The organism is Pseudomonas sp. HMSC066A08 (genome assembly GCF_001813025.1).
Classification (GTDB): Bacteria; Pseudomonadota; Gammaproteobacteria; order Pseudomonadales; family Pseudomonadaceae; genus Pseudomonas; species Pseudomonas aeruginosa.
In genome coordinates this window covers 180,135-202,951 of record NZ_KV811305.1, presented here as the reverse complement: position 1 = coordinate 202,951, position 22,817 = coordinate 180,135, and the positions used below count along the sequence as shown (strand labels likewise).

Genomic DNA, 22,817 nt, shown 5'->3' with positions numbered 1-22,817 from the left:
CCTAGCCGGCCAGGACCCGCGCCAGCACCTCGCGCACCTTGCCGATGCCATCGTGCAACGCCTGTTCGATTTCGGCCATGGTGATGATCCCCGCAGACTTGCCCGCCGCGGGATTGACCACCAGCGCCAGGCAGGCGTAGGGCAGGTCCAGCTCGCGGGCCAGTGCCGCCTCGGGCATGCCGGTCATACCGACGATATCGTTGCCGTCCCGCTCCAGCCGAGCGATTTCCGCCACCGTTTCCAGGCGCGGCCCTTGGGTGCAGGCGTAGACCCCATGGCTGCTGTGCCCGAGCCCCAACGCACGCAACGCCTCGATCAGGCGCTGGCGCAACGGCTCGTCATAGGGGTGGCTGAAGTCGATATGGGTGACATGCTCGATATCGCCGGCGAAATAGGTGTGCTCGCGTCCGGAGCTGTAGTCGATCAGTTGGTGCGGCACGCACAGGTGCCCCGTTCCCATCGCCGCATGGATGCCACCCACCGCGTTCACCGCGATCACCGCCTCGGCACCCGCCTGCTTCAGCGCCCAGAGATTGGCCCGGTAGTTCACCTGGTGCGGCGGGAAGCGGTGCGGATGACCGTGACGTGCCAGGAACAGCACCTCGCGCCCGGCGTAGCGGCCACGCTGGAGCGGCGCGGACGGCGCGCCATACGGCGTTTCGATCGGCAGGGACTCGCTCAGGGTCAGCCCATCCAGCTGGGTCAGGCCGGTTCCTCCGATAATCGCGTAGACACTCATCGACAGCTCCCTCAATCAATCAGTTGCGCGGCGCGCAACGCGGACAGTGCTTCCAGCCAGCGCGGCTGCTGGCGATAGTCGGTATTCGCATAGCCCTTGCCGCGCATGCGTTGCAGGCGCGACGGCGGCGTCACCTTCAGGCGTTGCAGGGCTGCCAGGGCCAGCTCGGCCGAAGCCCGGTCGTTGCACACCAGGCCCATGTCGCAGCCCGCGGCCAGGGCGGCCTCGATGCGGCTGGCGGCGTCGCCGACTACATGGGCGCCGGCCATCGACAGGTCGTCGCTGAAGATCACCCCGTCGAACTTCAGCTCGCCGCGCAGGATCTCCTGCAACCAGCGCCGGGAAAAGCCGGCGGGCTGCGGGTCGACCTGCGGATAGATCACATGGGCCGGCATCAGCGCGTCGAGCTGTCCGGCCAGGCGGGCGAACGGAACCAGGTCGCTGCGCCGGATTTCCTCGAGACTGCGCGCGTCTTCGGGAATCGCCACATGGGAATCGGCCTCGGCCCAGCCGTGACCGGGAAAATGCTTGCCGGTGGCGGCCATCCCGGCGGCATGCATGCCGCGAATGAAAGCACCGGCAAGCAGCGCGGCACGCTCCGGGTCGCCCTCGAAGGCGCGGCTACCGACCACGGCGCTGCGCTGGTGATCGAGATCCAGCACCGGCGCGAAACTCAGGTCGAGGCCGACCGACTGCACCTCGGTCGCCATCAGCCAGCCACAGTGCTCGGCCAGCTCTTCGGCATTGGGGTTGTCGGCGATCGCGCGCATCGCCGGCAAGCGCACGAATCCCTGGCGCAGGCGCTGCACGCGCCCTCCTTCCTGGTCGACGGCCAGCAACAGGTCGGGACGGATGGCGCGAATGGCCGCACACAGTTCGCGAACCTGGGCAGGATGCTCGATGTTGCGAGCGAAGATGATCAGTCCGCCCACCTCGGGGTGGCGCAGGATTTGGCGGTCCTCGGCGGTCAGCCAGGTGCCGCCGATGTCGAGCATCAGAGAGCCTTGCATGAAAAGTCCTATGGCCTGGAAATCAGCGAAGCCCGCCGTCACGGGCCTCAGACAGCGCACACTGTACTGCACCCGGCAGAAAGACTTAAGTCCCGGGGCAGTACCGCGCGCCTGCCAATGGAGCCGGCCCGGCGCATGGAGTTCCGCCCGGAACATAGAGAAAGGAGGAAGGAAAACGGCGCCCTGGGGCGCCGTCTGCGATCAGGCCTTGGCGGGCGTCTTGTTCCGCGGGCGCAGTTGCGCCCCGGCCAGCAGCGGATCGTCGATACCGCTCTCGGCGCGCATGCCGGCAGCGAAGAACGGCACCATCAGGTGCATCACCTGCTCGGTGGAAGTGTTCACGCCGAAATCGGTTTCCGCCATCGCCCGCAGGGCCTTGATCCCCGACATGCTGAAGGCGGCCGCGCCGAGCATGAAGTGCACGCGCCAGAACAGCTCGATGGGCGGCAGCTTCGGCGCAGCCTCGTTGACCAGCAGCATGTAGCGCCGGAAAACCTTGCCGTAGACCTCTTCCAGGTACTTGCGCAGGTGCCCCTGGCTCTGGCTGAAGGCCAGGCCGAGCAAGCGCATGAAGATCGACAGGTCGTTGCCGCTGCGCGGCTTCACCGCCATCGCCTGGGACACCAGCAGGTGCAGGAGGTCCTCCAGGGTGGCGTGCTGGGCTTCGGGCTTGGCCTGGCGACGATCCAGTTCCTTTTCCAGGCTGGCGCAGAATGGCCCGAGGAAGCGCGAGAACACCGCCTGGATCAGCGCCTTCTTCGAACCGAAGTGATAATTCACCGCCGCCAGGTTGACCCCGGCCTTGCTGGTGATCAGACGCAACGAGGTTTCGGCGAAGCCTTTTTCCGCGAACAGCTGTTCCGCCGCATCGAGAATGCGTTCGACGGTTTCCGACTGGGCCATGGTTTCTCCGCCTGACAAACACTTGTTTGAAACATACGTTTCAGCCACATCCCTTGTCAAGCGGCAGATGACGCACCAGTCAGGAAAATTACAGAGAAGTCCCGAAAAACGGAAGCAAGACACTGGCCAACTTCATCGTGACGCAGGGCGAAATGTCATGCGGAAAATCATTGCCACGCCTCGCTCACTGTATATAATCCCAGTCACTGGATAAAAACACAGAGCGACGACATGCAGAAGCTGACGCCCCGCCAAGCCGAGATCCTCTCCTTCATCAAGCGCTGCCTGGAAGACCACGGCTTTCCGCCGACCCGGGCGGAAATCGCCCAGGAACTCGGCTTCAAGTCGCCGAACGCCGCCGAGGAGCACCTCAAGGCGCTCGCGCGCAAGGGTGCCATCGAAATGACTCCGGGCGCCTCTCGCGGCATCCGCATTCCCGGCTTCGAACCGCATGCCGCCAACGACGATGAGGGCCTGCCGGTGATCGGACGTGTCGCCGCCGGCGCACCGATCCTCGCCGAACAGAACATCGAGGAATCCTGCCGGATCAATCCCGCCTTCTTCAATCCTCGCGCCGACTACCTGTTGCGCGTGCGCGGCATGAGCATGAAGGACATCGGCATCCTCGACGGCGACCTGCTGGCCGTCCACGTCACCCGCGAAGCGCGCAACGGCCAGGTGGTAGTCGCGCGGATCGGCGAGGAGGTCACAGTGAAACGTTTCAAGCGCGAAGGCAGCAAGGTCTGGCTGCTGGCGGAAAACCCTGAGTTCGCTCCGATCGAAGTCGATCTGAAGGAGCAGGAACTGATCATCGAAGGCTTGAGCGTCGGCGTGATCCGGCGCTGACAGGAGATACCATGCAGACCTCCCACTCGCTGCCCAGCGCCCAGTTGCCACTGTTCCAGGAAGCGTTCTGGGCCAGCAACGGCGCTCCCTTGCTCGACGATGTCATCGACAGCCCTTCCAGCTCCATCGAGGAACCCGCTGCCTTTAGCGAACTTTCGCTCAGCGGCCTGCCGGGGCACTGCCTGACCCTGCTCGCGCCGATTCTCCGCGAGCTCAGCGAGGAACAGGATGCCCGCTGGCTGACCCTGATCGCTCCGCCGGCGAGCCTGACCCATGAATGGCTGCGCCGCGCCGGCCTGAACCGCGAGCGCATCCTGCTACTACAGGCGAAGGACAACGCCGCTGCCCTGGCGCTCAGTTGCGAGGCCTTGCGCCTGGGCCGCAGCCACACCGTGGTCAGTTGGCTGGAACCGCTGAGCCGGGCGGCGCGCAAGCAACTGTCCCGCGCCGCCCAACTGGGCCAAGCACAGAGCCTGAATATTCGTCTGGGTTGAAAAACGGCGGGGGACAGCGTTCAGTGCAGGACGCGGGGGCCTTCGTCGTGCTCCATCTCGCCCTCGGCAAGACGACCGGCCATTTGCACGCCGACATTGAACATGGCCTTGGCCACTTCGACATGCTGGCCTTGCAGGAAATTCTTCGCGTCCCCGGAGAACTCCAGGGTCACCAACGCCTCCTCGTCATCGGCGCGACGCAGCACGATGCGCCCGTCGGGCATTTCTACGATTTCAAGGAAGGATGTTGGCATGACAGACGCTCTCTACGAAGACGCGACATTGTAACAGCCCATCCAGTGCATCCCTAGCCCGCAACCGCCTTCCGGTTCCGCTCTCGCGCCTGTAACGGCGGTTCCAGAGCGCCCGGACGGCACCCGCTAAATTTTTTTGCTGGCAAATCAACCGAGTGGAACGGTAGGAAAATTTCCTACCGCTGATCGGCGAATGACGACGGCGTTACAGCTCCGTCAGGCTCTCGCGAAAACGCAGGACCAGTTGCTTCAACGACTGCCGCCATTCCTCGAGGGTCTCGCGAGAAAGCAAGGGAGCGTCTTCGTCGATACTCACGGCAACGATCAACGGTGTGCTGGGGTCGATCTTCGCTGCCTTGGTCGGTCGCGGCGGCAGGAACAGCTCGGAGTAGGCGCCCAGCAACTGGCCCAGCCAGGTTTCCGGCTGCGACGCCAACTCCACCAGTTCAGCCAGCTCGGGGCTGGGCGCGGCCGCCAGCACTTCGGCATTCAGCAATGCATCCACGCGAGGAGCGGCAGCCTGCGGCAGACGGTAGTAACCGGCGATCTCATGGCATACGCCGAGCACTGCGCCATAAAGGTGGAACAGCGCCGACTCGCGCTCCGCCTGAATGATCGCCTGGGCATTCATCGCCCGCTCGGCATCGGCTCGCTTCCAGGCCTCCAGAGCCAACCCGGCGAAATACAGCTTCTGGTTGGTGCGGGTATAAAGCTCTTGGGCCATGCCGGTACTCCCGGTTAAAACTGGAAGGAATGCGGAGCGCAGGCCAGGTCAGCGCCCGGCCTTCGCGCAGTATAAGCGCGCCCCATGCAAGCGGGCGCGCCATCCATCAGCGCTTGTCTTCGACCTTCCACTTGCCGCCATCGTAGAAGGCGCGCCAGCCGGTGGGCTTGCCATCGACCTCGGACTGCACGTACTGCTCCTTGGTCTTGCGGCTGAAACGGATCACCGCGGGACGGCCGTCCGGGTCTTTCTGCGGGGCGTCGCAGAGGTAATGGTACTTGGGATCCAGCTCGGCCTTGTGCGGGATGATCTCGCTTACCAACGGCGCGCGGGTCTCGCGGTTCTTCGGGAACTGGCTGGCGGCCAGGAACATGCCCGAAGCGCCGTCGCGCAACACGTAGATATCGTCCACCTTCTCGCACTTCAATTCAGGCATGCGGATGGCGTCCATCTTCGGCGGCGCCGCCTCGCCATTCTTCAGCAGCTTGCGGGTGTTCTTGCAGGTCGGATTGGTGCAACCGAAGAACTTGCCGAAACGGCCGGTCTTCAACTGCATCTCGCTCCCACACTTGTCGCATTCCAGGCTCGGCCCTTCGTAGCCCTTGATCCGGTACTGGCCTTCCTCGATCTCGTAGCCCGGACAGTCGGGGTTGTTGCCGCAGATATGCAGCTTGTGTTTCTCGTCCAGCAGGTAGGCGTCCATCGCGGTACTGCAGATCGGGCAGCGATGCTTGCCACGCAACACCCGCGACTCGGACTCGCCCTCGTCGTCCGCGGCGATCTCGTCGCCGGGAATCAGGTTGACGGTCGCCTTGCAACGTTCCTTCGGCGGCAGGCTGTAGCCCGAGCAGCCGAGGAACACGCCGGTGGAGGCCGTACGAATCATCATCGGCCGGCCGCACTCGCGGCAGGGAATGTTGGTCAGGGTCGGCTGGTTGGCGCGCATCCCTTTTTCGCTGACTTCGGCCACCTCGAGCTTCTTCTTGAAATCGCCGTAGAACTCGTCGAGCAGGTGCTTCCAGTCGCGCTCGCCCTGGGCCACGTCGTCGAGATGCTCCTCCATCCCGGCGGTGAAGCCGTAGTCCATCAGGTTGGCGAAGCTCTCGTTGAGCCGATCGGTGACGATGTCGCCCATCTTCTCCGCATAGAAGCGGCGGTTGTGGGTGGTTACGTAGCCACGCTCCTGGATGGTGGAGATGATCGCCGCGTAGGTCGAGGGGCGGCCGATACCGCGCTTCTCCAGTTCCTTGACCAGGCTCGCTTCGGAGTAGCGCGCCGGCGGCTTGGTGAAGTGCTGGCTCGGCTCGAGCTTGATCAGCTTGAGGTTCTCGCCTTCCTTCATTTCCGGCAGGACGTCGTCCTCGCCCGGCTTGCTCTGCTGCGGCAGTACCCGGGTATAACCGTCGAACTTGAGGATGCGGCCCTTGGCGCGCAGCTCGAAATCGCCGGCGGTGACGCTCACGCTGGTCGAAAGGTATTCGGCCGGGGTCATCTGGCACGCCACGAACTGGCGCCAGATCAGGTCGTACAGGCGCTCGGCGTCGCGCTCCATGCCGGACAGCTGGGTCGGCTTGAGGTTGACATCGGAAGGACGGATCGCCTCGTGCGCTTCCTGGGCGCCCTCCTTGCTCGAGTAGACGTTGGCCTTGCCCGGCAGGTACTTCTGGCCGAACTCGTCTTCGATGAAGCCGCGGACCATGCCAATGGCATCGGCCGACAGGTTGGTCGAGTCGGTACGCATGTAGGTGATGTAGCCGGCCTCGTAGAGACGCTGGGCCATCATCATGGTCTTCTTCACCCCGAAACCCAGGCGGTTGCTCGCCGCCTGCTGCAGGGTGGAAGTGATGAACGGCGCCGAGGGACGGCTGGAGGTCGGCCGGTCCTCGCGCTTGGCGACGCTATAGGCCGACGCCTTGAGCTTTTCCAGGGCCGCCATGGCCTGGGCTTCGTTGAGCGGCTTGAAGGCCTCGCCCTTCTCGCGGGTAACCTCGAAGCGCACGTTGGCGCCCTTGGCGGTACCGAGGTCGGCATGCACTTCCCAGTACTCTTCCGGGACGAAGGCGCGGATCTCGCGTTCGCGCTCCACCACCAGCTTCACCGCCACCGACTGCACGCGGCCGGCGGACAACCCGCGGGCAATCTTCTGCCAGAGCAGCGGCGAGACCATGTAGCCGACCACGCGGTCGAGGAAACGCCGCGCCTGCTGGGCGTTCACCCGGTTGATATCGAGCTCGCCGGGCTGGGAAAAGGCCTCCTGGATGGCCTTCTTGGTGATTTCGTTGAACACCACGCGCTTGTAGCGGCTTTCGTCGCCGCCGATGGCTTCCCGCAGGTGCCAGGCGATGGCCTCCCCTTCGCGGTCCAAGTCGGTCGCGAGATAGACGGTGTCGGCGTCCTTGGCCAGGCGGCGCAGCTCGTCGATGACCTTTTCCTTCCCCGGCAGGATCTCGTACTTGGCCTTCCAGCCATGCTCGGGGTCGACCCCCATGCGCGAGACCAGTTGGCGCCTGGCCTTCTCCTTCGGTGACAGCGCCGGCGCCTCGGAGGCGCTCTTGCGGCCCTTGGCCGCCGGCTCCTTGGAACTCGACGAACCACTGGTGGGCAGGTCACGGATGTGGCCGATGCTCGACTTCACCACGTACTGGCTGCCCAGGTACTTGTTGATGGTCTTGGCCTTGGCCGGGGATTCCACGATGACCAGCGATTTACCCATGGATCGGAAGGTTCCTGCGTCGAAAAGATGAATATAAAGGAGGGAGCGACTAGCGCGGCACCGCTATATATAGTGGCGAACGAGCCAAGGTCAAGCGCGGTCTTCCCCGTCGGGAGCTTTCTGCAAGCCCAGGGGATCGGCCTCGGGACTCACCAGGACGAAGCGCGGCACCCACTCGCCATCGACCTCCACGGCCTCGGTGAACATCTCCAGCGGACGCACCCAGAGACCGAATTCGCCGTACAGCGCCTGGTAGATCACCAGCGCCTCTTCCGTCTCCGAATGTCGAGCGACACCCAGGACCCGGTAGTTCTGTCCCTTGTAATGACGATAGAGCCCAGCCTGCAGGTCCATGTTCCTTACCTTGTCTCGAAAATCGGAAAACAACGGCACAATGCCGACATACAACAGCCCGGTATAGGCACGGATCGCACAATAGGCAAACCCGCGCTCCCGGGGCGTCATTTGCTCGATGCAGCCGGAAACGGCTGACACTGAAAAACGAAAGCCGGGGCACGAGGCCCCGGCTTTCCCCTTCTACGAACGCTTAGATGCGCTCGAAGACGGTGGTGATACCCTGTCCCAGGCCCACGCACATGGTGGACACGCCAAGGGTACCGCCGTTCTGCTTCATCACGTTCAACAGGGTGCCGGAAATGCGCGCACCGGAGCAACCGAACGGGTGACCCAGGGCGATGGCGCCGCCGTGGAGGTTGACCTTCTCGTCCATCTTGTCGAGCAGCTTGAGGTCCTTCAGCACAGGCAGGGCCTGGGCGGCGAAGGCTTCGTTGAGTTCGACGAAGTCGATGTCGGCGATGGTCAGGCCGGCGCGCTTGAGCGCCTTGTTGGTCGACGGCACCGGGCCGTAGCCCATGATCGCCGGATCGACACCCGCCACGGCCATGGAGCGGATCACCGCCATCGGCTGGATGCCCAGATCCTGGGCGCGCTGGGCCGACATCACGATCATGCAGGAGGCGCCGTCGGTGATCTGCGAGGAGGTCCCCGCGGTCACGGTGCCGCCTTTCGGATTGAACGCCGGCTTCAACTCGGCCAGGGTCTCGACGGTGGTTTCCGGACGAATGGTCTCATCGAAGTCGAAGACTTTCAGGAAACCGTTCTCGTCATACCCTTCCATCGGGATGATCTCGTCCTTGAACTTGCCTTCCTGGGTGGCTTTCCACGCCAGTTGGTGCGAACGCGCGCCGAACTTGTCCTGCGCCTCACGGCTGATACCGTGCATCTTGCCGAGCATTTCCGCGGTCAGGCCCATCATGCCCGAGGCCTTGGCCGCGTACAGGGACAGGTGCGGGTTCGGGTCGACGCCATGCATCATGCCGACGTGGCCCATGTGCTCCACGCCGCCGATGACGAATACATCGCCATTGCCGGTCTGGATCGCCTGGGCGGCGGTGTGCAGCGCGCTCATCGACGAACCGCACAGGCGGCTGACGGTCTGCGCGGCGCTGGTGTGCGGGATCTGGGTCATCAGCGACGCCATGCGCGCGATGTTCCAGCCCTGCTCCAGGGTCTGGTTGACGCAGCCCCAGATCACGTCTTCCACTTCGGCCGGGTCGACCTTCGGGTTGCGCTCCAGCAGCTTGCTGATCAGGTGCGCCGACATGGTCTCGGCGCGGGTGTTGCGGTGCATGCCACCCTTGGAACGACCCATCGGGGTGCGGCCGAAGTCGACAATGACGACGTCTCTCGGATTCAGGCTCATAAATTCACTCTCGCTCTAGTCGTTCCGCGATTAACCGAAGAATTTCTGACCGTTCTTGGCCATTTCACGCAGCTTCGCGGTCGGGTGGTACAGCGCGCCCAGCTCGGCGTACTTGTCGGCCAGGGCCACGAACTCGGCGACACCGATCGAATCGATGTAGCGCAGAGCACCACCACGGAAGGGCGGGAAGCCGATGCCGTAGATCAGGCCCATATCGGCCTCGGCAGCGGTCTCGACGATGCCGTCTTCCAGGCAACGCACGGTTTCCAGGCACAGCGGGATCATCATGAAGTTGACGATGTCCTCGTCGGTCACTTCGCGCTGCTCGACCACGATCGGCTTGAGCACTTCGTAGGCTTGCGGATCGGTGACCTTCTTCGGCTTGCCGCGCTTGTCGGTCTCGTAGGCGTAGAAGCCCTTGCCGTTCTTCTGGCCCAGGCGGTTGGCCTCGTACATCACGTCGACGGCGGTCTTGCCCTCGACCGCCATGCGGTCCGGGAAGCCCTCGGCCATGACGTCGCGGCCATGGTGGCCGGTGTCGATGCCGACCACGTCGGACAGGTAGGCCGGGCCCATGGGCCAGCCGAACTTCTCCATCACCTTGTCGATGCGCACGAAGTCGACGCCGAAGCTCAGCAGCTTGGCGAAGCCGCCGAAGTACGGGAACAGCACACGGTTGACCAGGAAGCCAGGGCAATCGTTGACCACGATCGGGCTCTTGCCCATCTTCTTGGCGTAGGCGACGGTGGTGGCGATGGCGGTTTCACCGGTCTTCTCACCACGGATCACTTCCACCAGCGGCATCATGTGCACCGGGTTGAAGAAATGCATGCCGCAGAAGTTTTCCGGACGCTTCAGCGCCTGGGCCAGCAGGCTGATGGAGATGGTCGAGGTGTTGGAGGCGATGATCGCGTCTTCCTTCACCGCGCCTTCCACTTCGGCGAGTACGGCTTGCTTGACCTTGGGGTTCTCGACGACGGCTTCGACGACGATGTCGACGTTGCCGAAGTCGCCATAGGACATGGTCGGACGGATGCCATTGAGCGCCTCGGCCATCTTCGCCGGGGTCAGGCGACCCTTCTCGACGCGCTTGCCGAGCAACTTGGCGGCCTCGTTCAGGCCCATCTGGATACCCTCTTCGCGGATATCCTTCATCAGGATCGGGGTGCCCTTGAGCGCCGACTGATAGGCGATGCCGCCGCCCATGATGCCGGCGCCGAGCACGGCGGCCAGTTTCACGTCCTTGGCGACTTCGTCGTATTTCTTGGCTTTCTTCTTCAGTTCCTGGTCATTCAGGAACAGGCCGATCAGGCTCTGCGCGACCGAGGTCTTGGCCAGCTTGACGAAGCCGGCGGCTTCGACTTCCAGCGCCTTGTCGCGGCCGAAGTTGGCGGCCTTCTGGATGCTCTTGATGGCTTCCACCGGCGCCGGGTAGTTCGGACCGGCCTGGCCGGCGACGAAGCCCTTGGCGGTTTCGAAGGCCATCATCTGCTCGATTGCATTCAGCTTCAGCTTTTCCAGCTTCGGCTGGCGCCGTGCCTTGTGGTCCAGCTCGCCGGCGACGGCGCGCTTGGCCAGGTCGAGGGCAGCGGCCTGCAGTTGCTCGGGAGCGACCACGGCGTCGACGGCGCCGACCTTCAGGGCGTCCTCCGCCTTGTTTTCCTTGCCCGAGGCGATCCACTCGACGGCGTTATCGCAGCCGATCAGGCGCGGCAGGCGGACGGTGCCGCCGAAGCCCGGGTAGATGCCCAGCTTGACTTCCGGCAGGCCGACCTTGGCGGTCGCGCTCATCACGCGGAAGTCCGCGGCCAGGCACATCTCCAGGCCGCCGCCGAGGGCGATGCCGTTGATCGCGGCAACGGTGGGTACGTCCAGGTCTTCGAAGTCGCTGAAGATCTTGTTGGCTTCGAGGTTGCCCGCCATCAGTTCCTCGTCGGGCAGCTGGAAGTTGTCAACGAACTCGGTGATGTCGGCACCAACGATGAACACGTCCTTGCCGCTGGTCACGATCACGCCCTTGACCGATGCATCGGCCTTGATCGCATCGACTGCCGCACGCAACTCACTGAGGGTGAGACGGTTGAACTTGTTGACGGACTCGCCCTTGAGATCGAAATTCAACTCGACGATGCCGCCCTCAAGAGGCTTAACCGTGATGGCTTTACCTTGGTAAATCATCAACTGATCTCCACGCTATTATGGAAGCTTGAACTTACACATCGGACGCCGTGTCGGGACCCTTTCGGCAACCGCCGAGCATAGTCCCAAACCCTTCGGCACACCCGCCGACGCGATAACCGGGTCTCTATTGTCGAGGCCTGCGCGAGGCAAACGCTCGATTCATACGCCCGTTTGACTTGGGTGCGCACACATTCCGGCAAAAGCCGGGAATTGTCAATCAGCCATCCGGAAAACACCTGCCCTCCTCCAGACCCTCTGCGCAGGGCCATTCAGCCAGCCTCTGTCGGACCATTCAGATGTTCGATGATCGGTGCCGTGGGCGCTTGTCCCGGCGCGGAAAGGCAGGCTAGAGTCGCCGCAGATCGCCATGCATGATCGGCCACGGGCCGTTACAAAAGAACAACAAGAAGGCCTCCAGGGCCACATGGAGATGGAACCCATGACCTGCCGTCCGTTCACTCTTTGTCTGGCCCTGCTCGGCCTGCTCAGCCTGCCCGCCTTCGCGGCAGGGACCGCCGATGACCTGCTCGCCCTGCACCAGATGCGGCTCGCCACGCAGAAATCCCTGAACGCCTTCTTCATGTACGTCGGCCAGGAAGGCGATCAGCGCTACGCCAGCCTGATCGAAAGCTCGGCGCATACGGCGCAGGCCCGCCTGCAGCGACTCGACGGCGTGAACGGCAGCGAATCCCGGCGCCTGCTGGGCCAGCTTCGCGAGCAATGGCAGGACTATGCGCGAGACCTCGACAAGCTGACCGGCGCGGTGCGCAACAAGGGCTACAGCGACCTGCAACCGGTCGCCGACCTGGCACGGCGCAACCAGCAACTGATGGACCTCGGCGGCCAGCTGTATCGCAGCCTGCAACGGGAAAACGCCGCCACGGTGCCGACGCTCACCGAGCAGAGCCGCGAACAGAGCCTGCTGATGCAGGGCATTGCCTTGGACTATGCCTCGCGCAACGCGTCGGTGGGTGCCAGCTTCTTCGGCGGCGGCGAGGAGCGTCCACTGGACGACCTGGCCAGCCGCTTTTCGGTCAACCTGTTGAAGCTGCAGCAGGCGCCGCAGAACGACGAGGAGATCGCCAGGGCGCTGCGCAGCGTGGCGATCAAGTGGCACTACATCGAGAAATCCCTGCGCAACTACAACCAGAACAGCGTGCCGTTCCTGGTCAACAAGAATGCAGACCGGATCATCGATGGCCTGGAGAAGGTCGCCGCGCTGTATGCCGCGCGCAACCAATGAACCTCGGCGCGCAGCCTCAGGCGCGCTGGCGGAGAAATTCGGCGATGCGCCCGAGGTCGGCGCTATCGCCGCCCTCGCCCCAATACAGGGCAAGGAACTGGGCGGTCGCCTCCACCTTGTAGACATCCCCGGGGAGGCTGTGCAGGGCGTCCAGCAACTCATCGTCCGCGCACGGCTCGCGCCACTGGTTCAGCCACTGGCCCGGGGTATTCTGCCAATAGCACCAGGCCTCCCGGCCGCGTCGGCGCGGGCAGTGGAACTGCGCGCAGGACGTCGGCGGAGAGCTCTCGAGCCAATGCGGCCAATCCTGGCGCGCGAGCTGCATGGCCAGGCCGAGACGGCGCGCCTCGAGGCGCAGGGCCATCTTGCCGCGCTGCCTGTTGGACGGCATCAGCCAGGCCAGGGGACTGAGCATGACAGCCAGCAGCAGGATCACCAGCCAAGTGGTCATAAGGAACGGACACTCGAAAAACGGTTAAGGCATTTGCCTCGATCCGCGCGCACAGGCAGGATCGGTCGCAGTCGCCAAGGGAGGCGCAGTTTACAGGCGAATGCAGCCACGGCGGAGCAGCTTTTTGCCCAGCGCAACGGAACAGGTTCCACGCGCGGCGCGAAAGTCCATAATGAAAACACTATCCCCTTCTGGGAGGAGACGTTCATGCCCTATCAACACATTCTGGTCGCCGTCGACCTGACCGACGAATGCGACCCGGTGATGAAGCGTGCGGCGGCCCTGGCCACCAGCAACCAGGCCCGGCTCTCGGTGGTGCATGTGGTCGAGCCCATGGCCATGGCTTTCGGTGGGGACGTGCCGATGGACCTGTCGATGTTGCAACAGCAGCAGTTCGACCAGGCCCGTGAACGCCTGGATGCCTTCGCCGTGCGCTATCCGGACCTCGGCAGCGAGCAGCGCCACCTGGTCTACGGGCAACCGCGCCAGGAAATCCACCGCCTCGCCGCGGAGCAGGCCTGCGACCTGATCGTGGTCGGCAGCCACGGTCGCCATGGCCTGGCGCTGCTGCTCGGCTCCACTGCCAACGACGTGCTGCACGGCGCGCCCTGCGACGTGCTCGCGGTGCACCTGAAGAAAGCCTGATCTCTCCCGCTCGGCCGGGGCTTGCGCCTCAGCCGAGCGTTTCCTCGGCGCTCATCACCAGCGGGCGGATCTTCTGCAACTGGGTTTCCAGCGAATAGCTGATGCTCGACGACAGCGAGAAGAAGGTCAGGAACGCCTTCAGGTTGGAATCGCTGACACAGGTGTCGTGGATTCGCTGCCAGAACGCCTGGTTGACCAGTTGCAACTGCTGGAACAGCCGCACCAGCCCTTTCAGTTCCCAATCGGCATGCCGCCCCTCGCGGAAATTGAAATACTGGCGCATCAGGTACAGCGGCACCACCCGCAGCACGAACTCCTGGTTGCTGGCGAACGGCAGGTGCTGCATGGCCATCGGCCTCAGCGGCGCCAGCAGCGGACAGGCGCTGCTGGCCATGATCAAGCCGATCAGCGCGCGCAGTCCTTCCTCCAGGCCCGCCTGCTTGATGTACTCGCGCTCCGGCGTGCGCACGCAAATGCCGGCCTTGCGGAACGCCGGCAGGTTGCGGAAATCCTCGATCACCCCGTGCAGGTCGACCGCCGCCGGACAATGGCTGTAGCGTTCGCGATCGAGCGGGCAGTTGCTGCAGCGATTGTGCTCCAGGCGCGTCCAGCGCGGCGCCGCGGCCGCCGCCTGCGGGTCGTAGTGCCGCTCCAGCTCGATGCGATAGTTGAGCTGATGCTGGTCGTCCAGCGTGATGCGGTACTCGATTGCCATGGACTGATCCTTTCTCGGGAGACGGCCGGCCCGTCAATGACGCCAGCCAGAGGAACCGGCGGGAGACTGCACCCACCGCCGGCAAGGCCCGCAAGGATCATCGAGATGAGCCGCTATCACATTGATGCAGCTCACTTTTTCGAAATGGATCAGTCTTCCAGTTCGGCCCAGCGCTCGAGCAAGGCATCGAGTTCCTGCTGCAACGCGTCCAGCCGCGCCAGGGTTTCGCGCTGCTCGTCCTGCGGGCGCAGATAGAAATCCTGCTGCGCGATGGCTTCCTGGACACCCGCCAGCTCCGCCTCGACCGCGTCGATCTGCCCGGGCAAGGCCTCCAGCTCGCGCTGCAACTTGTAGCTGAGCTTTTTCTTCACCGGCGCCTCGCTCGGCGCCGCGGCAGCCGGCACGGGTTCGGCGGCGGGCGCCAGCGCGGTATTCAGCTCGGCCTTGCCGCTCTTCGACTCGCTCACGCCGAGCAGGCGCGGCGTGCCCCCTTGGCGCAGCCAGTCCTGGTAGCCGCCGACGAATTCGCGAACCTTGCCCTCGCCCTCGAAGACCAGGGTGCTGGTCACCACGTTGTCGAGGAAGGCCCGATCGTGGCTGACCATCAGCACGGTGCCCTGGAAACCGAGCAGGACTTCCTCCAGCAGTTCCAGGGTTTCCACGTCGAGGTCGTTGGTCGGTTCGTCGAGCACCAGCAGGTTGGCCGGCTTGCTGAACAGCTTGGCCAGCAGCAGGCGCGCGCGCTCGCCGCCGGACAACGCCTTCACCGGGGTGCGGGCGCGCTGCGGACTGAACAGGAAGTCGCCGAGATAACTGAGCACATGCCGGTTCTGGCCGTCGATGGTGATGAACTCGCGGCCTTCGGAGATATTGTCGATCACCGTCTGCTCGGGTTCGAGCTGATGGCGCAACTGGTCGAAGTAGGCCACTTCCAGCTTGGTGCCCACCTCGATCTTGCCCGAGGTCGGCTGCAGGTCGCCAAGCAGCAGCTTGAGCAAGGTGGTCTTGCCGGTACCGTTGGCGCCGAGCAGGCCGATACGGTCGCCGCGCTGCAGAACCATGGAAAAGTCGCGTACCAGCGGCTGGCCGCCGGGATGGGCGAAGCTGACGTGCTCCACCACGATCACCTGCTTGCCGGACTTGTCCGCGCTTTCCAACTGGAAGCTGGCCTTGCCCTGGCGCTCGCGGCGCTCGGCGCGTTCGCGACGCATTTCCTTCAGCGCCCGAACCCGCCCTTCGTTGCGCGTGCGGCGGGCCTTGATGCCCTGGCGGATCCACACTTCTTCCTGGGCCAGGCGCTTGTCGAACAATGCGTTGGCAGCTTCTTCGGCGGCCAGTTGCTGTTCCTTGTGCACCAGGAAACTGGCGTAGTCGCCGTTCCAGTCGATCAGGTGGCCACGATCCAGCTCGAGGATGCGGGTCGCCAGGGATTGCAGGAAGGCGCGGTCGTGGGTAATGAACAGCACCGCGCCGTTGAAGCCCAGCAGCGCTTCCTCGAGCCAGGCGATGGCGCCGATGTCCAGGTGGTTGGTCGGTTCGTCCAGCAGCAGCAGGTCCGGCTCGGCGACCAGCGCCTGGGCCAGCAGCACGCGCCGACGCCAGCCGCCGGAGAGTTCGGCGAGGGTCTTGTCGGCCGGCAACTGCAGGCGGCTGAGGGTGCTGTCCACCAGTTGCTGCAGGCGCCAGCCATCGCGCGCCTCGAGTTCCTGCTGGACCCGCGAGAGGCGCGCCAGGTCGTCGTCGGTATGGATGTTCAGGCTCAGGTGGTGGTACTCGGCGAGCAGCTTGCCGACTTCCGCCAGGCCTTCGGCCACCACGTCGAACACTGTCCGCTCGTCGGCACGCGGCAGTTCCTGGGGCAATTCGCCGATCTTCAGCGCCGGTGCGCGCCAGACTTCGCCGTCGTCGGCCTGCTGTTCGCCCTTGACCACCTTGAACAGGCTGGACTTGCCGGTACCGTTGCGCCCGATCACGCAGACCCGCTCGCCACGGCCGATCTGCCACGACACCTTGTCCAGCAAGGGAGTGGTGCCAAAGGCAAGGGATACATCGGTGAACTTGAGCAGGGTCATGGGCGCCTCCGGAAACAGGGCGCGCATTTTACGCCGGATAGGCATCGGATGGCACGGCGCTTTCACCGCCATGCCGCAACGGCTAAGCTTAGGCGAGCCATCCGCCCGGCTTCGGGCGCGCCCCGCGACAGCGGTCGCGCGCCGGTCCCGCGAGCGGTCGAAACGCCCGTAGGCAGCCGTTGCGGACCTGCCGACGTTACCCGACATCACCTGCCCGGATAAGTCATGCGCGGTCGCCTGTTCACTCTCGTTTCCTGCTTTTTGCTCGGTATTTCCTCCGTCGACGCGGTCCACGCCGCTTCCCTGACCGAACAACGCCGTCTCTACGACCAGGCCAAGGCCGCCCTGGCCAAGGGCAACAGCGCGCCCTACATGGCCTCGCGCAGCGCCCTGCGCGATTACCCGCTGGAACCCTACCTGGCCTACGACGAACTGACCCATCGGCTGAAGTCCGCCAGCAACGAGGAGGTCGAGCGCTTCCTCACCGAACACGGCGACCTGCCGCAGATCGGCTGGCTGAAACTGCGCTGGCTGCGCTTGCTGGCCGATCGCGGCGACTGGAAGACCTTCGTCAACTACTACGACCCGAAACTGAACTTCACCGAGCTCGACTGCCTGTATGGCCAGTACCAGTTGGGCCACGGCCAGAAGGCCGAAGGCTATGCCACCAGCGAACGCCTGTGGCTGGTCGGCAAGTCGCAGCCGGCTGCCTGCGACACCCTGTTCGGCCTCTGGCAGGGCGAAGGCCAGCTCACCGAGGAAAAGGTCTGGAAACGCCTCAAGCTGGCCGCCGAAGCCCGCAACTACAGCCTCGCCTCGCACCTCGCGCAGCGCCTGCCGACCCTCGGCAACCAGGGCGCGCTGATGGTCAGCGTGGCGCAGAACCCCGCCCAGCTGAGCCAGACCGGCCGCTTCAGCCAGCGCGACCATGCCACCGCCGACGTGGTCGGTCTCGGCCTGCGCCGCCTGGCGCGGCAGGACCCGGAAAAGGCCCTGAGCCTGCTCGACTACTACAGCTCGGCGCTACCCTTCTCCAGCGACGAGAAGGTCGCCATCGCCCGCGAGATCGGTCTCAGCCTGGCCAAGCGCTTCGATCCGCGCGCACTGCCGCTGATGACCCAGTACGATCCCGGTCTGCGCGACAACACCGTCACCGAATGGCGCACCCGCCTGCTGCTGCGCCTGGGCCGCTGGGACGAAGCCTATGCGCTGACCCGCAAGCTGCCCCAGGATCTCGCCGCCACCAGCCGCTGGCGCTATTGGCAGGCACGCACCCTGCAACTGGCACAGCCGAACAGCAAGGAGCCGATCGCGCTGTACCAGAAGCTCGCCGGCGAGCGCGACTTCTACGGCTTCCTCGCCGCCGACCGCCTGAGCGTGCCGTACAAGCTCGGCAACCGCCCTGCACATATCGACCCGCGCGTCCTGCAACGCGTACGCAACGCCGCCAGCACGCGCCGGGCCATGGAGTTCTTCAACCGTGGCGAAGTGATCAACGCCCGCCGCGAGTGGTACCACGCCGCGCGCCTGTTCGACCGCGACGAGCTAATCGCCCAGGCCAGGCTGGCCTACGACATGCAGTGGTATTTCCCGGCGATCCGCTCGATCAGCCAGGCGCAGTACTGGGACGACCTGGACATTCGCTTCCCGATGGCGCATCGCGCCACCCTGGTGCGCGAAGCGAAGAACCGCGGCCTGCACTCCAGCTGGATCTTCGCCATCACCCGGCAGGAAAGCGCGTTCATGTCAGATGCCCGTTCCGGAGTCGGCGCCACCGGGCTGATGCAGCTGATGCCCGGCACCGCCAAGGAGACCTCGCGCAAGTTCGGCATCCCGCTGGCCTCGACCCAGCAACTGATCGTGCCCGACGTCAACATACGCCTCGGCGCCGCCTACCTGAGCCAGGTGCATGGCCAGTTCAACGGCAACCGGGTACTCGCCTCGGCCGCCTACAACGCCGGTCCGGGTCGCGTCCGCCAGTGGCTGAAAGACACCCGCCACCTGGCCTTCGACGTGTGGATCGAAACCATTCCGTTCGACGAGACTCGCCAGTACGTGCAGAACGTGCTGTCCTATGCGGTGATCTACGGGCAGAAGCTCAATGCGCCGCAGCCCATCGTCGACTGGCACGAACGCTACTTCGACGATTTCTGACCCCCACCCGGCCCGGACACCCGGGCCTTTCCAGTACCTTGAAAAGGACCTCAAGATGAACAAGCCCCTCGCCACCGCCCTGCTCGCCGCCTCCAGCCTGCTGCTCGCCGACGGCGCCCTGGCCGCCGACGCCTGCGGTACGCCGCGCAACGCCTTCGACAGCGTGTACTGCCGCAGCGGCGAGTTTTCCCAGGCCGACCGCGAGCTGAACCAGCAGTTCGGCACCCTGCGCAAGCACCTGAACGACGGCCAGAAAGCGCTGCTGAAGAAAAGCCAGATCGCCTGGATCAAGGAGCGCGACGCGGCCTGCAGCGAAAGCAAGGACAACGGTTATTTCGTCAACCTCGACTGCGCCACCGAGAAGACCCGCCAGCGCCTCGACTTCCTCCGCGAACGCGAGCGCGAGTGCCTGAGCACCGGCTGCGTCGACGCCAAGCTCTGATCGCCGGCAATGGTCGCCCGCCGCAACGGCGGGCGACCGTTCCTCAGTCTAGGATTTCCACCGGCATCCCCACCTCCAGGCTGCCCTGTCCCAGCGCAATCAGGTTCTGCCCGAACAGCACCGCGCCATCCTTTTCCCGGTAGGTCTTCAGGGTCGTCAGCGGCTCGCGGTCCTCGTTGCGCTCGCCGGTCGCCGGATCCAGGGTGGTGAGGATGCAGCGGGAACAGGGCTTGGCCACGACGAACTCGACCGAGCCGATGCGGATGCGTTTCCAGCCGTCCTCGGCGAACGCGGCGCTGCCTTCCACCACCAGGTTGGGACGGAAGCGTAGCATCTCCAGCGGCCGGCCGACCCGCTGGCTGAGGTCGTCGAGCGAAGCCTGGCCGATCAGCAGCAGCGGGAAACCGTCGGCGAAATGCACCTTCTGCCCCGGCTCGGCATAGCCGGTATCGACCTGCCGCGCGCGCGCCTCGGGAATGTGCACCAGGCGCGTCGGGCGGCCGAGGAAGCGTGTCAGCCAGTCCGCTGCGGCGTCGCCGGCATCCGGCGCCTGCAAGGTATCGCGCCAGACCGTGACGCCACGCAGGTTGGCGTCGGGTGCCGGTACTTCGAGGCTCAGCTCGGACATTCCCGGCGCATTCAGCCGCAGGACCTCCGGCGCCGCCCAGCGCGCCTGGATACGCCCCAGCTGCGGCAGCAGGCGCTGGGTGAAGAAACGTCCGGTTTCGGTGTCCACCGCCATCCAGCGTCGGTCGCCGACCACGCCCAGCGCATCGAGCGCGACGCGCTCCAGGGACTCGGCGGCGGAAGACTTGATCGGATAGCGGTACAGCGCGGAGAGACGGAACATGGAACCAGCATCCTTGGTGGAAAGATGCTGTTATACGGTGTCGCGGGAAAGGCCGACAAGACACAGACGCCACTCCAGGCAGCGGATCAGTCGGCTCCGCCCTCAGTCCTCGCGCGGCGGCTCGCACAACAACGGCGAATCGGCCGGCAAGTGCACGCGCAGCGCGCCCGGGGAAACCGAGAAACGCAGCTTGCGTCCTTCCAGCGGCTCGCCGTCGAGATTGACGTCGAGACCTTCCGCCGCCTCCACTTCCAGCCATGGCACCCGCGCGCGGACGAACAGGCTTTCCACTCCGTTGCCACCGCCGAGCAGGGTGCCCAGGGTACCGACCATGTCCTGCGGCGTCGGCAGGATGCTCACGTCGAGCAGGCCGTCGTCCACTCGCGCTTGCGGACACAGTACGTGCCCGCCGCCGGCCTGGCGCCCGTTACCGATGCCCAGGGCGAGGAACTCGCCTTCCCACTGGAAGTCCGGGGCGCTGAAACGGCCCTGGGCGGCATGCACTTCGGAAAAACGGGTCAACCCGGTCAACAGGTAGGCGGCACCGCCGAGAACCTTCTTCAGGTCCTCCGAGGTATTCGCCGTGACCTTCGAACCGAAGCCGCCAGTGGCCATGTTGAGGAACAGCTTGTCGTTCACCTCGCCCAGGTCGATCGGCCGCGCCGTCTGGTCGAGCAGCGCCAGCGCCGCGGCCGGCTCCAGGGGAATCCCGGCGGCGCGGGCGAAGTCGTTGGCGGTGCCCAGCGGCAGGATCGCCAGGCTCGCCTCGCCTCGCCCGCACGCCAACGCTTCGGCCACCTCGCGCAGCGTGCCGTCGCCACCGCCGGCGACCAGCGTCGCATAGCCGGCCGCCAGCGCCTCTTCGACGATGCGCCGGGCGTCGCCGTCCTCCCAGGTTACCCGCACCGCCAGCTCCCGTCCGGCCTCGCGCTGCGCCGCAACCGCGGCACGAACCTCTTCGTTGCCCGCCTGCTTGCCGTGCAGGACCAGCAGAACCTTGCCCTTGTCCATCGAACCGAACCCCTCGTCGTGGCCTTGTCTTTGCCTATTGACCGCGCATCCGGGACGGAAGTGCGGCGCCCGGTTCAGGCAGGGTAGCCGGTAATCTCGCGAATGCTGCGGTAGAGCGGGCGCAACTGGCGATACATGCGCAGGTAGACCTCGCCATAGAGCCGCTGGTAGATCTGCCGGGCCTCCGCCTGGGGCAGGAAAACCCGGCCGACGCGGGTCATCCCGGCCACCGCGCTGGCGACGTCCGGATAGAGACCGAGCCCCACCGCACAGTCGATCGCCGCACCCAGGCCGGACGCCTCGTAGACGTGCGGGCGCTCGGCCGGCAGGCCGAAGATGTCGGCGGTGAGCTGCATCGCCGCGTCGCTCTGCGAGCCGCCGCCGGCCACGCGCAGGCGCACGATCGGCGTGCCCGAACGCTTCTCGATGCGCTCCTTGCCCTGGCGCAGGGCATAGGCCAGGCCCTCGAGGATGGCCCGGTAGATGTGCGCCCGGGTATGCACGTCGCCGAAACCGATCATCGCTCCCTTGGCCTCCAGTCCCGGTTCGCGGATTCCCGGCGACCAGTAGGGTTGCAGGGTCAGGCCCATCGAGCCGGGCGGCACGCCGTTGACCAGTTCGTCGAACAGTTGCTCCGGCTCGACCCCCTGCTCGCGCGCCTGCTGCATCTCGCGCAAGCCGAACTCGCGCTTGAACCAGCTGACCATCCAGTAGCCGCGATAGATCATCACCTCGGTATTGAAATGATCGGGAATCGCCGCCGGATAGGGTGGAATCAGCGGCACGGTTTCCAGGTAGCGGGCGCGAGTGGTGTTGATGGTCGCCGTGGTGCCGTAGGAGAGGCAGGCGATGGTGGGCTCCAGCGCACCTGCGCCGAGCACCTCGCAGGCCTTGTCGGCCCCCGCGGCGATCAACGGCAGGCCTTGCGGAATGCCGGTGTGCCGGCTGGCTTCGGCGCTGATCTCGCCGAGCCGCTCACCCGGCTTGAACAGCTCCGGCAACTGCTCGCGGCGTACCGCCAGTGCCTGCCATTTCCAGTCCCGCGGCGCGGCCCAGCGCAGGCGCTTGTAGTCGAACGGCAGGTAGGCAACGCAGCACCCCACCGAGTCGACGAAACGGCCGGTCAGGCGGTGGCTGAGAAAGCCGGAAAGCAGCAACACCTTGTCGGTCTTCGCGGCGATCTCCGGCTGCTCCTGGGCCACCCAGTTGACCTCGGCCTGGGCGCGGAAATGCTCCACCGCACCCTCGGCGCCGACCAGCTTGAACAGCCAGCCCCACGGCCCCCTGATACGCTCTCGGACCTCCGCCCGGCGCTGGTCGAGCCAGAGGATCGCCGGACGCAACGGCCTGCCCTCGGCATCGACATGGATCACCGTGCCGCGCTGGGTGGTCAGCGACACCCCGCGGATGAGCCCGCGATCGATGTCCACTTGTGCCCAGAGCCGCCGACAGGCCTCGCCGAGCATCGCCCAGTAGTACTCGGGGTCCTGTTCGGCCCAGCCCGGATGTTTCGAGTAGTAGGCCTCCAGCTCCACCTTGCCCTTGCCCAGCAGGTTGCCCTGCAGGTCGAACAGCAGGGCGCGCACGCTCTGGGTGCCATTGTCGATCGCCAGCAGATAGTTCTTGTCGTTCATCTCGTTCTCGTCT

Annotated in this window: 21 protein-coding genes; 6 read left to right on the top strand and 15 right to left on the bottom strand. The window is 65.2% G+C overall.

From position 1 onward, the window contains the following. Position 1 precedes the first annotated feature (1 nt). The 3 genes from HMPREF2886_RS17170 to psrA all read right to left on the bottom strand — a co-directional run bounded on the left by HMPREF2886_RS17170 (position 2) and on the right by psrA (position 2,652). Positions 2-739: an S-methyl-5'-thioinosine phosphorylase gene (locus HMPREF2886_RS17170; RefSeq protein WP_039027693.1), complete on the bottom strand. Its 738-nt coding sequence runs from the start codon at positions 737-739 to the stop codon at positions 2-4. An 11-nt stretch (positions 740-750) separates the two neighbouring features. Next, positions 751-1,749, bottom strand: coding sequence for a beta-N-acetylhexosaminidase (gene nagZ, locus HMPREF2886_RS17165; protein WP_042168972.1), 999 nt, complete (start codon positions 1,747-1,749; stop codon positions 751-753). A 201-nt stretch (positions 1,750-1,950) separates the two neighbouring features. Further along, the gene (psrA, locus tag HMPREF2886_RS17160; protein ID WP_003091195.1) at positions 1,951-2,652 is read right to left on the bottom strand and encodes a transcriptional regulator PsrA; all 702 of its coding nucleotides are present in this window, start codon (positions 2,650-2,652) and stop codon (positions 1,951-1,953) included. A 231-nt stretch (positions 2,653-2,883) separates the two neighbouring features. On the opposite strand from psrA, the gene lexA reads away from it, so the two are divergent. Together lexA and sulA are read left to right on the top strand one after the other, a co-directional pair. Then, complete coding sequence (gene lexA, locus HMPREF2886_RS17155; protein WP_003091196.1) at positions 2,884-3,498, top strand: transcriptional repressor LexA; 615 nt, start codon at positions 2,884-2,886, stop codon at positions 3,496-3,498. Between the two features lie 11 nt (positions 3,499-3,509). Further along, positions 3,510-3,992, top strand: a complete 483-nt coding sequence (gene sulA, locus HMPREF2886_RS17150; RefSeq protein ID WP_033968910.1) for an SOS-induced cell division inhibitor SulA — start codon at positions 3,510-3,512, stop codon at positions 3,990-3,992. A gap of 20 nt (positions 3,993-4,012) precedes the next feature. Here sulA and HMPREF2886_RS17145 read toward each other — a convergent pair whose 3' ends face one another. The 6 genes from HMPREF2886_RS17145 to fadB all read right to left on the bottom strand — a co-directional run bounded on the left by HMPREF2886_RS17145 (position 4,013) and on the right by fadB (position 11,584). Further along, positions 4,013-4,246, bottom strand: a complete 234-nt coding sequence (locus HMPREF2886_RS17145; RefSeq protein WP_003109483.1) for a hypothetical protein — start codon at positions 4,244-4,246, stop codon at positions 4,013-4,015. Positions 4,247-4,451: 205 nt separating this feature from the next. Then, positions 4,452-4,970, bottom strand: coding sequence for a DUF6586 family protein (locus HMPREF2886_RS17140; RefSeq protein ID WP_033975946.1), 519 nt, complete (start codon positions 4,968-4,970; stop codon positions 4,452-4,454). A 106-nt stretch (positions 4,971-5,076) separates the two neighbouring features. Then, on the bottom strand, positions 5,077-7,683 hold the full coding sequence (gene topA, locus HMPREF2886_RS17135) for a type I DNA topoisomerase (protein ID WP_033975944.1): 2,607 nt from the start codon (positions 7,681-7,683) through the stop codon (positions 5,077-5,079). A gap of 90 nt (positions 7,684-7,773) precedes the next feature. Then, a complete protein-coding gene (locus HMPREF2886_RS17130) occupies positions 7,774-8,037 on the bottom strand; it encodes a DUF1653 domain-containing protein (RefSeq protein ID WP_033968913.1) in 264 nt (87 codons plus the stop codon). Between the two features lie 193 nt (positions 8,038-8,230). Then, positions 8,231-9,406 (bottom strand): acetyl-CoA C-acyltransferase FadA, encoded by a 1,176-nt coding sequence (gene fadA, locus HMPREF2886_RS17125; protein WP_003113978.1) that lies wholly within the window; start codon positions 9,404-9,406, stop codon positions 8,231-8,233. Positions 9,407-9,436: 30 nt separating this feature from the next. Further along, positions 9,437-11,584: a fatty acid oxidation complex subunit alpha FadB gene (fadB, locus tag HMPREF2886_RS17120; protein ID WP_003091204.1), complete on the bottom strand. Its 2,148-nt coding sequence runs from the start codon at positions 11,582-11,584 to the stop codon at positions 9,437-9,439. Positions 11,585-12,011: 427 nt separating this feature from the next. Here fadB and HMPREF2886_RS17115 point away from each other — a divergent pair, with 427 nt between their 5' ends. Next, a complete protein-coding gene (locus HMPREF2886_RS17115) occupies positions 12,012-12,830 on the top strand; it encodes a F0F1-type ATP synthase subunit beta (protein WP_042168980.1) in 819 nt (272 codons plus the stop codon). Positions 12,831-12,846: 16 nt separating this feature from the next. Here HMPREF2886_RS17115 and HMPREF2886_RS17110 read toward each other — a convergent pair whose 3' ends face one another. Then, complete coding sequence (locus HMPREF2886_RS17110; protein ID WP_033968915.1) at positions 12,847-13,281, bottom strand: hypothetical protein; 435 nt, start codon at positions 13,279-13,281, stop codon at positions 12,847-12,849. 207 nt (positions 13,282-13,488) lie between these two features. On the opposite strand from HMPREF2886_RS17110, the gene HMPREF2886_RS17105 reads away from it, so the two are divergent. After that, positions 13,489-13,926, top strand: a complete 438-nt coding sequence (locus tag HMPREF2886_RS17105; RefSeq protein ID WP_003091210.1) for a universal stress protein — start codon at positions 13,489-13,491, stop codon at positions 13,924-13,926. A gap of 28 nt (positions 13,927-13,954) precedes the next feature. Here HMPREF2886_RS17105 and HMPREF2886_RS17100 read toward each other — a convergent pair whose 3' ends face one another. Next, positions 13,955-14,641 carry a DUF6901 family protein gene (locus HMPREF2886_RS17100; RefSeq protein WP_003091213.1) on the bottom strand — a complete coding sequence of 229 codons (687 nt, stop codon included), beginning with the start codon at positions 14,639-14,641 and terminating at the stop codon, positions 13,955-13,957. Between the two features lie 149 nt (positions 14,642-14,790). Next, complete coding sequence (locus HMPREF2886_RS17095) at positions 14,791-16,713, bottom strand: ATP-binding cassette domain-containing protein (protein WP_033968916.1); 1,923 nt, start codon at positions 16,711-16,713, stop codon at positions 14,791-14,793. 225 nt (positions 16,714-16,938) lie between these two features. Between HMPREF2886_RS17095 and slt the strand changes: the two genes are divergently transcribed. Beyond that, the gene (gene slt / locus HMPREF2886_RS17090; RefSeq protein WP_033968917.1) at positions 16,939-18,867 is read left to right on the top strand and encodes a lytic transglycosylase Slt; all 1,929 of its coding nucleotides are present in this window, start codon (positions 16,939-16,941) and stop codon (positions 18,865-18,867) included. 55 nt (positions 18,868-18,922) lie between these two features. Then, the gene (locus tag HMPREF2886_RS17085; RefSeq protein ID WP_003091225.1) at positions 18,923-19,309 is read left to right on the top strand and encodes a lysozyme inhibitor LprI family protein; all 387 of its coding nucleotides are present in this window, start codon (positions 18,923-18,925) and stop codon (positions 19,307-19,309) included. 43 nt (positions 19,310-19,352) lie between these two features. Here HMPREF2886_RS17085 and HMPREF2886_RS17080 read toward each other — a convergent pair whose 3' ends face one another. The 3 genes from HMPREF2886_RS17080 to HMPREF2886_RS17070 all read right to left on the bottom strand — a co-directional run bounded on the left by HMPREF2886_RS17080 (position 19,353) and on the right by HMPREF2886_RS17070 (position 22,804). Next, complete coding sequence (locus tag HMPREF2886_RS17080) at positions 19,353-20,159, bottom strand: MOSC domain-containing protein (RefSeq protein ID WP_033968921.1); 807 nt, start codon at positions 20,157-20,159, stop codon at positions 19,353-19,355. A gap of 102 nt (positions 20,160-20,261) precedes the next feature. Further along, positions 20,262-21,170 (bottom strand): lipid kinase YegS, encoded by a 909-nt coding sequence (gene yegS, locus HMPREF2886_RS17075; RefSeq protein ID WP_070747911.1) that lies wholly within the window; start codon positions 21,168-21,170, stop codon positions 20,262-20,264. Positions 21,171-21,244: 74 nt separating this feature from the next. Next, positions 21,245-22,804 (bottom strand): FGGY-family carbohydrate kinase, encoded by a 1,560-nt coding sequence (locus HMPREF2886_RS17070; protein WP_033968924.1) that lies wholly within the window; start codon positions 22,802-22,804, stop codon positions 21,245-21,247. Positions 22,805-22,817: the final 13 nt, after the last annotated feature.